This is a genomic window from Shewanella sp. ECSMB14101, from assembly GCF_000773485.1.
Classification (GTDB): Bacteria; Pseudomonadota; Gammaproteobacteria; order Enterobacterales; family Shewanellaceae; genus Shewanella; species Shewanella marisflavi.
The window spans coordinates 54,509-66,558 of sequence record NZ_JSFF01000005.1; the positions used below are offsets into that span (position 1 = coordinate 54,509).

Genomic DNA, 12,050 nt, shown 5'->3' on the forward strand with positions numbered 1-12,050 from the left:
TGAATATCTTAAATAAAAAGCCCCCAGCACAAGGTCCAGGGGCTTTAAAAACTGTTAAAGCTCGCCTTAGGGAAGCGTAATTCTTGCTACCTTGCCATCGCGACTCTGGACGTAGATCTTATCATCTATTACCAGTGGCTGGCTAAACAAACCTGAATTATCCACTTCAACCCGCCCCACAAGCTTACCTGAGGCGCGATCGATGAAATGCAGATAACCTTCAAAATCTCCCACAACTAAATAGTCTTTATAGACCATAGGTGAGGTCAATTCACGGTTAGTCAGCTCGCTGTTGCTCCAGCTTTCCAGACCGTTGCGCTTGTCAACCGCGTAGATACGGCTGTGATCATCCACCAGATAAAGGTTCAGACCAGCAGAGTCCAACTCGTTGAAGCTTGAATACTTACGGCTCCAGACAATACGTCCGGTGCGTAGTTCCATCGACACCAGGTTACCATTGTAACTCACGGCATAGATGTTATCGCCCACGATCAGCGGCTTCATATCCACATCAGCCATGCGAGTAAACTCGTTACCGCCTTTGGGCGTATAGATAGGCTGTTCCCATGCGGCCTGACCATTGGCTTTCACTATCACAGCAACTTTGCCATCGGCAGTACCAACGAAGAAACCACCAGCTTCATAAGCCGCGGCGCCAGTGCCTCTAAGGGTCAGTGTCGGTAGCTTATTCTCATAGACCCAGAGCTTCTCGCCATTGTCGACATTGTAGGCTTCTAGGCTACCTGTACTGGTGTGAACCACGACCACATCTTCACCGACGGTCGGTGCCGATAACAGCTCACCGCCAGCAATAACATGCCAAATCATCTCGCCAGTTTCAGCATCGGCAGCAGCGAGCAAACCACTCTCACCGCCAAAAAACACCTTGTTACGAGCGGCGGTGATGCCAGAAGAGAGACGTGCGCCTTTATTTTTGGCCAGCGCCCGCTCTTTAAACCAGGAGCTGATATCAATAGACCACACCTGCTCGCCAGAGGCCTCATCATAGGCGGCCACTTCACCATGACGATCCATCACGAACAGCTTGTCGTATCGCACCGCCGGACGGATATTGGAGTAGTAATCTCCCACTCCCTTACCGACAGAGGTACTCCAGCTTACCTCAGGAAAGACACTTGCTTCGATCTCCGGCAGCGGACTGACCGGCTCTTCTTCGACATCATTGGAAGAACAGGCCGACAGCAAACCCAGGCTCAGGCTACACGCCAGTAATGTTTTGCACCAAGACTTCATGGGCAGCTTCCTTATGCCTTGTTCAGGTTATCTAGCTTCATCTGTAATGCTGGGCTTGAAGTCGCACCGCCATTATCTAGGGCTGATTGATAAGCGCTCTTGGCCTTGTCGGCTTCGCCTTGACGTACCAGGAAATCACCTTTTAACTCGTCGCGTTGTACGCTAAAGGCTGGGGTATTGATCTGCTCAAGGGTTGCCAGCGCAGTGGCCAACTGACCTTGCTCAGCTTGTACACGAGCAAGACGCAAAGCCGCCAGTGCCACAAGCCCCTCTTCTGGCTTGTCGGCCAGGATCTGCTTAAGCGCCTGCTCAGCCTTCTCCAGCTCACCGGCTTCTACAGCCGCTTTCGCTACGATCAGTTGTAACAAAGCTTGATAGCCTTGCTGGCTACCATGATCTTTAGCAAAGCTCTCGGCCGCAGCCAACATGCTTGAATCGGCCTTCACCGAATTGCTAATAGTTTGGAAAGCTTCAGAGGCTTGTTCCGCCTGAGCCATTTTATAATCTGAATAGTAGTTCCAGCTATACAGGCCACCCAGGCCCACTACTGCACCTATGACAATCGAGCTGCCATAGTCTTTCCAGAACTGTTTGATAGCATCGACTTGTTGTTCTTCTGTGCTATAAATTTCCACGTTTCTCTTCCTCTTTAAATCAGTTCTGCAACGTAAGCTGCTAACGAATCCTGTGCAACTAATTCTTGTTCTTTATCTTCGCGCAGATATTTCAGCGCCACCTGGCCATTAGCCAGTTCGGTTTCACCGATCACTATCGCGAGCTTAGCGCCACTCTTGTCGGCACGCTTCATCTGCTTCTTAAAGTTTCCGCCGCCACAATGGCTCATCACCTTGAGGCCGTCAACTTCTCTTAACTGCTGCGCCACCTTAATGGCAGCAACGCGGCAATCATCACCCATGGCGGTAACATAAACGTCAACCGGTCCAGATACGTCATCGGTCAGGCTGAGTGTTTCCAGCATCAGCACGATGCGCTCAAGTCCCATGGCAAACCCCACAGCTGGGGTATCTTTGCCACCAAGTTGACCAACCAGGCCGTCATAACGACCACCCGCCAAAACGGTCCCCTGAGCCCCTAAGCTATCGGTGACCCACTCGAATACTGTGCGGTTATAGTAATCTAAACCGCGCACCAGGCGAGGGTTAATTTCGTATTTGATGCCAACGGCATCAAGTAGTTCACATAAATGTGAAAAATGGCCGCGACTTTCTTCGCCCAGATAGTCCATCAGCGCTGGAGCATCTCCCAGAAGCGCCTGCACATCCGGGTTCTTGCTATCTAATACGCGCAGCGGATTAGAGTACATACGGCGCTGGCTGTCTTCATCAAGCTTCTCTTTATGCTGCTCGAGGAAAGCGACCAGGGCATCTCGGTAGGCGGCCCGCTCATCGGCATCACCTAAGGTATTCAGCTCGAGTTTGACATGCTCGCTGATCCCCAGTTTCTGCCACAGGCGAGCTGACATCATCAAGACTTCGGCATCGATATCGGCCGAGGCGATACCATAAACCTCAACACCAAACTGGTTAAATTGGCGGTAACGGCCCTTCTGAGGACGCTCATGACGGAACATAGGGCCCATATACCAGAGGCGCTGCTCTTGGTTGTACAGTAAACCATGCTCGTTACCCGCGCGTACGGTCGAGGCGGTGCCTTCAGGACGCAGAGTTAAGAGGTCGCCATTGCGGTCGGCAAAGGTATACATCTCTTTCTCGACAATGTCTGTCACTTCACCGATAGAACGTTTGAACAGGTCGGTACTCTCGACGATGGGGGTACGGATCTCGCTGTAACCATAGGCGGCTACGGTATCACGCAGCACGGCTTCTAATTTTTGCCATAGAGGGCTCTGGGTCGGCAGAATATCGTTCATTCCGCGAATCGCTTGAATCTGTTTTGCCACTGTATCAACTCGTCCGAATTTAGCTGTAAAAAATAAAAAAGCGCCTCGCATTATAGGCGCATCATCAATAAACGCAAAACCGGCGCTATGCGCCAGTGAGCTGCGCCACAAATGAAGTTATTCACCTCATCTTGTGCGCAGCAACTTACCCTTTATTCAGTGATATCTTTGGCGGCAATACGTGCGTCAACACTGGCCACCTTGGCGCGGATCTTTGCCTCAAGCTGATCGACAATATGTTCGTTGTCGAAACGCTCTTTTTGACGAACGCCATCGTCGTAGTAGCCACTCTTACGGTTGCCACCTGTCAGACCGATATCTGACACTAAGGCTTCGCCGGGACCATTGACCACACAGCCAATGATAGAGACGTCCATAGGGGTCACGACATCTTCTAAACGACGCTCTAGCTCGTTGACCGTGGCAATCACATCAAACTCCTGACGAGAACATGATGGACAGGCGATGAAGTTGATACCGCGTGAGCGAATTCGCAGCGATTTTAGGATATCGAAGCCAACTTTGATCTCCTCGACCGGGTCAGCCGCCAACGAGACTCGCAGGGTATCGCCTATCCCTTCGGCCAGCAACATGCCTAAGCCAACCGCGGATTTCACCGCGCCCGCGCGGGCACCACCAGCCTCAGTGATCCCAAGGTGCAGTGGCTGTTTAATCTGTTTGGCCAGCAAACGATAAGACTCTACCGCCAGGAAAACATCTGACGCCTTCACACTCACCTTAAACTGGTCGAAATTGAGTCTGTCGAGAATATCCACGTGACGCATAGCGGACTCTAGCAGCGCTTCGGGGGTTGGCTCCTTATACTTGTCCATCAGATCTTTCTCTAATGAACCACCGTTCACCCCGATGCGGATAGGAATATTCTTATCACGGGCGCATTCCACCACGTTGCGGATGCGCTCTTCGTTGCCTATGTTACCTGGGTTGATACGCAAGCAATCCACGCCATATTCAGCCACCTTTAATGCAATACGGTAATCGAAGTGAATATCGGCGATCAGCGGGATCTTAGTCTGTTGCTTGATGAGCTTAAACGCCTCGGCGGCGTCCATGGTAGGCACAGAGACACGTACAATATCGGCGCCAACATTTTCCAGCGCGCGGATCTGCGCGACTGTCGCCTCCACATCCGTGGTGCGAGTATTGGTCATAGATTGCACAGCGATGGGGGCACCATCACCAATAGGAACATCACCCACATAGATACGTGTCGAAGGGCGGCGGATGATTGGAGACTCGTTGTACATCTTTAATTCACTCTTTTACTTCAAAGATTGGCGGAACTTACCGTCAGCCTGGCAACACGGCCACTGGGGTACTTGGCCAGATCGATATCTTCACCGTTAAGTCGCATGGTCAGCGACTGGGGAGCGCCCAATATAACCTTAAACGGCTCCTGACCAAAGAGATTCATCTCCTTGCCAGCCTGCTTAAGTCCGTTAACCAATACTTTGCCCTCGGCATCGGTAATTTTTATCCAGCAATCACCGCTGAGGCTCAAGGCTAACTCAGCCTCTGCGCTTACCTGCTCGGTCTGCACCGCTTGGGCAGGTTTAACTTGTTCGTCAGATACTTGCGGCAATGACTCGCTCACCGTTGGCTCTGAAGTCATAGCGCTCTGTGTCGATACTTGTGACGCCAGAGCTATATCACCTTGTGGCTCTCGGACTATCGGCTCGCGATCTTCTTCTATGCCTGTCATGGCTTGAGGATCCTCACCCAAAGGCAAATCACTGCTCAGCATCGATAACTCGGCAGCCTCTTCAACCGATGGCTGAGAGAGATCCACATCGGCCACCAAGGCCGATTTCTGCACCCACCAAAGTACGAGCAGGGCAAGCAACACAAAGACGATTAGATAGGTCACTAACATCAGGCGACCATCTCTGGCCTGACGAGTGGTCTTACGCGAGAAGCTCTGCATGGTCGGCGCGGCGACCACAGGAAAGCTCTCTGCAAGATAGGTATCGACCTTGGCCTTATCCAAGCCAAGAATACGGGCGTAATTTTTCACATAGCCTTTGACATAGGTGACAGAGGCGATGTTGTCATAATTATCAGCTTCGATATCGCTGACAATGGAGGGACGTAGATTTAACTGCTCAGCAACGCTGGTCAGCGTCATCTGACGCGCTTCGCGCTCAGCCTTTAGCCACTGGCCCAATGTTTCACTGGTTTCCTTTGGTTTTTCTGCATCATCCTTGAGCATATCAATTTGATTTTCAGTCATTAGTGCAAACTTGCTCTATACTGCTTAGCCTCATTGGAAGCGGGAAACTTAGCCAGGAGAAGAATACCAAACTTTCTCACCGCTTCTGGGTCATTTAGGCCTTGCTCAATTTTAATTCCCAACGCCAGACTCTGAGCCGATTCGGGCACCACTCTATGGTAACGCGCCAAGCCTTTCTTAGCGGCGGAGTAGTTCCCCAGATCCAGTTCGATCTCAGACAGTTCTATTAGGGAGTTGGCACGACGGGGGTCATAATTAAGTGCCATCTCGAAGTAGCGTTGTGCTTTTTGAAGATCACCCGACTTGCGGCTACAGATCCCTAGGTTCTCGTAGCTAGAGGCAGAGCGGGTATATTTGGGCATCTTTACTGCCCGAAGAAACATCTTTTCGGACTCATCGTATTTCCCCTGCTGGCAGAGAAACACACCGAAATTGTTCATTGAATCACCGGTGGCGTCGTTGACACTAATGGCATTACGATATGCCTTTTCTGTCAATTCGAACTCACCAACCGATTGATAATAATAGGCTAATGCCACATGTACATCTTCGATGTTGGGCGCAAACTCAAGCGCCTTATCCAGATTGTATTTGGCTTGTTCACTATTGCCTTTTTGCAGATAGGTCAAGCCGAGCTGCACCCGTTGACGCGCAGCGGCCACGTTATCAAAAGTGCGCTCGGTAACAGGCACATCTGTGCCGCTATAGGTTCTTTCGGTTACACATCCCGACATCAGCGCAGAAGTCAGAATGACTAACAGGGTCAATGTGGGCTTTTTGCTTAACATACGCAAGCCTATCTAGTAGCAGATACAATAAGTTAGTTTATTGTGACTGAAATCTGACTATCTTGCATGCGTTTTTTCGCTAAACGTTTGGTTCTGTCGCGAATATCTCCGGCTAACTGGCCACAGGCCGCGTCAATATCGTCTCCGCGGGTCTTACGCACTATCACGGTCAAGCCATATTCCATCAAGACTTTAGAGAATCTGTCGATACGAGAGTTCGACGAGCGCCCATAGGGAGAACCCGGATAGGGGTTGAAAGGAATCAAGTTGATCTTACAAGGAGTATCCTTCATCAACTTTGCCAGCTCGTGGGCCTGATCTGTGCTGTCGTTAATATGATCTAACATCACATACTCCAGCGTCACACGGCCGCGGTTAGCATTAGACTTAGCTAAGTAACGACGAATCGCCGCCAGGAAATCCTGCAGCGGATACTTCTTGTTCACCGGCACCAGCACATCACGTAGCTCATCATTAGGCGCGTGAATACTCACAGCCAAGGCCACATCCAAGTTATCACCCAAGATATCCAAGGCAGGCACAACACCCGAAGTCGATACCGTCACGCGGCGCTTAGAGAGGCTAAAGCCAAAATCGTCCAGCATGATATCGATAGCAGGCATGACGTTTTTGAGGTTAAGCAGCGGCTCACCCATGCCCATCATCACGACATTAGAGATAGGTCGCTCACCGGTTTCTTTCTGAAAACCGAGAAAATGCGACACGCGCCAGATTTGACCGACAATTTCAGACACTGTGAGGTTACGGTTAAAGCCCTGCTGGGCGGTGGAGCAGAAAGTACATTCCAGCGCACAGCCCACCTGAGATGACACACACAAGGTGGCGCGGTCTTCTTCTGGAATATAAACCGTTTCAACTTCCTGACCATTGCCTACGTTGATAGCAAACTTAATGGTACCGTCGGCAGACTTCTGATAGCTAGAGATCTCAGGCGCCACCACCTCACAACGCGCGGCCAACTTTGCCCGCAGCACTTTATTGATGTTGGTCATCTGTTCGAAGTCGCTTACGCCAAAATGATATAGCCACTTCATCAATTGATCGGCACGAAATGGCTTTTCACCCATCTCGGTAAACAATGCTCTCAATCCTTTACGATCGAGATCCAATAAATTGATCTTTTTTTCACTCATTTTGACTAACCTCAACACCAAAACCTGCCACAGGGCGGCGAATTATACAGATATCAATAAATTTTAGCCAGTAACGAAATAGACTATGCTAGAATCGCCCTCAAGCTAATATTGGCTTGCTACTCGGAGTTGTTTTACCTCCCTCATGATAACCCTTATTGTTATTGTCTTTGTCGCTATTGGGATCTCTTTCCTATGTAGTGTGTTTGAAGCTGTGCTTCTGTCTGTTACACCTAGCTTTATTGCGAACCTAAAAGAATCTCACCCCGTTGCGGCCGAGCGTTTAAGCCGTCAAAAAGAGAATGTGGAATCGCCACTGGTCTCTATTTTGACCCTAAACACGATTGCTCATACCGTCGGCGCCGCCGTTGCCGGTGCGCAAGCTGCGAAAGTATTCGGTGATGAGATGCTAGGTGTTTTCTCGGGTGTGCTCACCTTCTTGATTCTCTTCTTCTCAGAGATCATCCCTAAGACCCTAGGCGCTAACTATTGGCGTAGCCTGGCACCAAGCGTGTCCTTAGCACTGCTATGGATGGAGCGCATCACTAGGCCGCTAATTTGGATGTCTCAGCAGGTCACCCATAAATTGGGTAAAGGCGATGAGGGACAATATATTCGTCAAGAGATGAGCGCCATGGCAAAGATTGGCCATGAATCAGGCGAGCTGGACGAGCAGGAATCTATGATTCTGACCCAGATGTTGTCGGTAAAAGAGATGCCGGTAACTGCCATCATGACCCCAAGAACCGTGATGTTTAGCGTACCGGCAAGCATGACCCAGTCGGCATTTGCCAAAGCGCACAAGAAGAGCCCCTTCACCCGCATTCCAGTTTTCGATGGTGATCGCGACAATATAGTCGGTTATGTCAACCGTAATACTATCTTGTTATCTGAGCGTGAAACGCCCCAGGCACCTATCTCGGCGGTGAAACGCAATCTGGTCATAGTGCCAGAAACAGCCAAAATCTTACCCCTATTTCAGCTGATGATTAAGCGCAATACTAAGATTGCCATGGTGGTAGATGAATACGGTAGTGGTCTGGGCATAGTCACTCTAGAAGACATTATTGAGTCACTATTGGGACTTGAAATTGTCGACAGCAACGATCCTGTGACTGACATGCAGCAGTTAGCTCGACGTTTGTGGAAGCGCCGCATGACCCATAAGGGTATACGCATCTCTGATGAGGGCTCGGCAGAAGAGGATGATCTCCCAAGAAGTGACCCACAGGAAAGCAGCATCACAGAGGCTCAACCTCTGGGTAAAATAAGTAAATAACTTAAGATGAGTTTATAAAGGGAAGCAAATGCTTCCCTTTTTCATTTAGTGCCGCTGAGGTATACTAGCCCGCTTCACAATATGAGGCCTACATGACCAACAGATACTCGCTCAAGCTTGCACATATCAACGACACCCACTCCCACTTCGATCCCTCACGCGTTCAATTTCTGCTGACTCACCAGCATCAAAGCTATGAGGTCTACAGCCATAGTGGTGGCTATGCCAGGATCGGCTATCAGGTGGCCAAGGCGCGTCAGCAAGCGGCAGATGCCGAGCAAGATTTTCTGTTTCTGCATGGCGGCGACAGCTTTCAAGGCACCCTCTACTTTAACCAGTTTAAAGGCGTGGCCAACGCCGATCTGCTCAACCGCCTCGCGCCAGATGCCATGGTGCTCGGTAACCATGAGATAGATGCGGGCAATCAACCAGTTAAGCAGTTTCTCGATAACATCAATTTCCCTCTGCTGGCGGGTAACATGGATCTCAGCCAGGAAGATCTTCATAAACAAGCCAGACTTGCGGGGCACCCGAGGCTCTTAGACTACTGCTCCCAAAGCCAGACGGCCAAAGTGCTGTTTAAACCCCTTGGCGACAAACAATTGGCTATCGTAGGCATCACCTTAGATCAGATGAAGGAGATTGCACGGCCCGATGAAGATACCCACTTTGTCAACGCAATAGAAACCACGGCCAATACTGTGGCTAAGCTCAAAGCTGAGGGGATAGATCATATCCTGGTGTTGAGTCACCTAGGTTGGGATAAAGATAAGGTGTTAGCCCGTGAGGTCTCAGGGATCAGCCTTATCGTCGGCGGTCACTCTCACACCTTGCAGGGAGAATTTAGCCAGCTTGGCCACAGCGCCCTGCCCTATGGTGAAAGCGTCAATCACACGCCCATACTGCATGCGGGAAAATATGCCGAAACCTTAGGCTTGTGCGATATCGAATTTGACCAGCAAGGCCGAGTCACTCACTTAGCCGGACACAACTACTTCATGCTCGATAAGCATCTAATTATCGAAGGCGAGCAACAGATCTCCAGCGCGACCTACGCAGCACTAAAGCAGCAACTAAGTGAACACCCTGGGGTCTTGTGGGACGAAGAGCTGACAGAGATCAACCAAGTGATCAGAGAGCAATACCAGCCCGCTATCAGTGCGCTGGTACACCAGGTACTGGGCTTTGTCCCAAGAAACCTGATTCATACACGTCTGCCCAGCAAGGCACTTCCCCATGGCAGTGAAATTGCGCCCTGGGTGTGTAAGAGCATCTACCACGAGACGCGCCAGCTGGATCTTCAGGTCGATTTTGCCCTGCACAATGCCGGCGGCGTGAGACAATCACTGAATAAAGGCGCGGTCACCATGGCCGACGTGCTTGGCCGTCTGCTTCCTTTTGCCCTGCCTTTGGTCAGATATAAGATTTTAGGTCGTTTCCTCTATCAAACCCTGGAGTCGGCCATTAACTCTGCCACCAACAACAGCATCACAGGGACTGGCGCAGGCAGTTTTCCCTATACTTATGGTCTTAAATATTGCTATGACGGCAGGCAACCTCAGGGCTCAAGGATCCTACAGCTGGAGGTATTGACCGAAATCGCCGGTGAGATGCAATGGCACAGCGTAGTGCCCAGCAGACTGTACTGCGGCGTCTCATCGGCCTACACGGCATCTGGCAAGGAAGGTTATCAAGATCTGCTTAGCGCCGAAGAGCAGCAGTCGATAGCCTCGCTGACCCTACCAGAGGCTTTTATTCGCTTCATGCAGCGAGAACAGGGATTGCACGGCGCCATGCCGCCCCATATCCAATACACGAGTCACCTAGAGTTCTTATAATACCTAAACTCCATGACTCATGGATTTCACCAGGTAATAGGCCATAAACACCTGGCCCAATTTCTCCTGATAACATTTATGGCGCAGGGTAAAACCTCGGGCGATAAATAGCGGGCGTGACAGGCAGGAAGCGTCCACACTCAAGGTTTCTATCGCCTGCGAGCTGGCCCAGTCTTCAAGATGACGCACTAACTCGGTGCCCACTCCCAGTCCCTGATAGTCAGGATGCACATAAAGACTGTCGATATAACCTCGTGAGCGATAGTGAGTCTCAACATTCACAAAACCCACACAGAGCGGCAGCCCTCCCAGCAATCGCTGTGTATCCACAGCCAGCCAGGCTTGCGAACGCGTCAGGCGTTTATGCCAATGATAGCCAGAGCGCGGGGCCTGTGACCAAGCATGTTTCTGCGCCTTTGAATAATGGGTCTCATCTATAGCCTGTACCGCCTGATGGTACAGGTGACTCACTGCAGTCGCATAACCCTTGTAATAGGGAATTATTTTAATCATCGCTAAATGCATGAAAATGTTATGAGCCAGCGTAAAAATGCGGCCCGCCAATAGCTGCTTATATTAGTGGCTGATTAGGCAAAAAAATAGTGCCGATAATTACTTAGCGGCACTATATCTTTATTCGTCAACTAGGCTGAACGATCAGCACTATGTTTATTTCTTGTCGATGCGACCCACAAACAACAGCTCATCGAAGGTACGATTAAGCGTCTTGCTGGTAAAATCATTCATCCACATCTGCTCTTGTACCACAACAACGTCGCCTTTTTTGACCTCAACCTGAGGACCAGCAGCCCAGAAAGTCTTATCGGCCTCTTTGATCTGAACATAGGTATAACCGCCACCGTTCATGGTATCGACCACAGTGCCCTGATGCACAACACCAGCAGCCCAGGCACTTGAAATTCCCAGTGCCAATGTAGCCGCAGCGGCTAAACGAACTAATTTAGTTATCATTGTCATTCCTTAAGTGTTTGCCTTTAACCCCTGCATTAAAACATGGCGTTAACCATAAATCTCTACCAAGACCCTCTAAAACAGCAATCAATGAATCAGTTTTAGATCAAGCTCTCATTACCGACTTTTATCCCTGAGTCCGCGGAACTAATAACGGCTTTAACATGCCTTCTAATCCATTAAGCTTCACTTCATAGATCAGCGCCAGTTGTTGGCCCAACTTACCTTCGGGAAATCCCTTCCCATGAAACCAGACTAAATAGGGCTCAGGCAGCTCTAATAGTCGCAATCCGGCATATTTACCAAATGGCATTTTTTGATTAATTGCCTCAATTAAGGCCTGTTGATCCATCTGCTCATCCTAAATGGCTGCGAGTTACTCTGTTAGCCCAAGCTTACGTGACAGCGTCCACCAGGCCAAGCCCTGACAGCGGACATTGCCTAATACTTGTTATTTTTTAATAAGCGCCTTTGAAACATAAGACAATTTTCTGTTGCGGTAGGCCAACCAAGTTCAAAGTTTTAGTTATTACACATATAACATTTTTAACTATACAACATGATTTTAATCAATAAATGAAATAACGATAAGA

The 12,050-nt window shown here is 49.8% G+C and carries 12 protein-coding genes; 2 read left to right on the plus strand and 10 right to left on the minus strand.

The genetic code is table 11. The features are described 5' to 3' along the window. Window positions 1-66 precede the first annotated feature (66 nt). The 7 genes from bamB to NY07_RS06360 form a co-directional block, all read right to left on the minus strand. Complete coding sequence (gene bamB, locus NY07_RS06330) at window positions 67-1,254, minus strand: outer membrane protein assembly factor BamB (protein ID WP_033538510.1); 1,188 nt, start codon at window positions 1,252-1,254, stop codon at window positions 67-69. A gap of 11 nt (window positions 1,255-1,265) precedes the next feature. Beyond that, window positions 1,266-1,889, minus strand: coding sequence for a tetratricopeptide repeat protein (locus tag NY07_RS06335; protein ID WP_033538511.1), 624 nt, complete (start codon window positions 1,887-1,889; stop codon window positions 1,266-1,268). A gap of 14 nt (window positions 1,890-1,903) precedes the next feature. Beyond that, window positions 1,904-3,175: a histidine--tRNA ligase gene (hisS, locus tag NY07_RS06340; RefSeq protein ID WP_033538635.1), complete on the minus strand. Its 1,272-nt coding sequence runs from the start codon at window positions 3,173-3,175 to the stop codon at window positions 1,904-1,906. A 152-nt stretch (window positions 3,176-3,327) separates the two neighbouring features. Further along, window positions 3,328-4,443 (minus strand): flavodoxin-dependent (E)-4-hydroxy-3-methylbut-2-enyl-diphosphate synthase, encoded by a 1,116-nt coding sequence (gene ispG / locus NY07_RS06345; RefSeq protein ID WP_033538512.1) that lies wholly within the window; start codon window positions 4,441-4,443, stop codon window positions 3,328-3,330. Between the two features lie 20 nt (window positions 4,444-4,463). Continuing rightward, window positions 4,464-5,426, minus strand: coding sequence for a RodZ domain-containing protein (locus NY07_RS06350; RefSeq protein ID WP_033538513.1), 963 nt, complete (start codon window positions 5,424-5,426; stop codon window positions 4,464-4,466). Further along, window positions 5,426-6,214 (minus strand): type IV pilus biogenesis/stability protein PilW, encoded by a 789-nt coding sequence (pilW, locus tag NY07_RS06355; protein WP_033538514.1) that lies wholly within the window; start codon window positions 6,212-6,214, stop codon window positions 5,426-5,428. Before pilW ends, NY07_RS06350 begins: the two co-directional genes overlap by 1 nt. 32 nt (window positions 6,215-6,246) lie before the next feature. After that, window positions 6,247-7,368: a bifunctional tRNA (adenosine(37)-C2)-methyltransferase TrmG/ribosomal RNA large subunit methyltransferase RlmN gene (locus NY07_RS06360; RefSeq protein WP_033538515.1), complete on the minus strand. Its 1,122-nt coding sequence runs from the start codon at window positions 7,366-7,368 to the stop codon at window positions 6,247-6,249. Between the two features lie 145 nt (window positions 7,369-7,513). On the opposite strand from NY07_RS06360, the gene NY07_RS06365 reads away from it, so the two are divergent. Together NY07_RS06365 and NY07_RS06370 are read left to right on the plus strand one after the other, a co-directional pair. Next, complete coding sequence (locus tag NY07_RS06365) at window positions 7,514-8,647, plus strand: CNNM domain-containing protein (RefSeq protein ID WP_033538516.1); 1,134 nt, start codon at window positions 7,514-7,516, stop codon at window positions 8,645-8,647. A gap of 92 nt (window positions 8,648-8,739) precedes the next feature. Further along, window positions 8,740-10,485 carry a bifunctional metallophosphatase/5'-nucleotidase gene (locus NY07_RS06370; protein ID WP_033538517.1) on the plus strand — a complete coding sequence of 582 codons (1,746 nt, stop codon included), beginning with the start codon at window positions 8,740-8,742 and terminating at the stop codon, window positions 10,483-10,485. A 3-nt stretch (window positions 10,486-10,488) separates the two neighbouring features. Here the strand turns inward: NY07_RS06370 and NY07_RS06375 are convergent, their stop codons facing one another. The 3 genes from NY07_RS06375 to NY07_RS06385 all read right to left on the minus strand — a co-directional run bounded on the left by NY07_RS06375 (window position 10,489) and on the right by NY07_RS06385 (window position 11,809). Beyond that, on the minus strand, window positions 10,489-10,998 hold the full coding sequence (locus NY07_RS06375; protein ID WP_052125537.1) for a GNAT family N-acetyltransferase: 510 nt from the start codon (window positions 10,996-10,998) through the stop codon (window positions 10,489-10,491). A gap of 156 nt (window positions 10,999-11,154) precedes the next feature. Then, window positions 11,155-11,457: a hypothetical protein gene (locus tag NY07_RS06380; RefSeq protein WP_033538518.1), complete on the minus strand. Its 303-nt coding sequence runs from the start codon at window positions 11,455-11,457 to the stop codon at window positions 11,155-11,157. A gap of 127 nt (window positions 11,458-11,584) precedes the next feature. After that, on the minus strand, window positions 11,585-11,809 hold the full coding sequence (locus NY07_RS06385) for a DUF3820 family protein (protein WP_033538519.1): 225 nt from the start codon (window positions 11,807-11,809) through the stop codon (window positions 11,585-11,587). Between the last annotated feature and the right edge of the window lie 241 nt (window positions 11,810-12,050).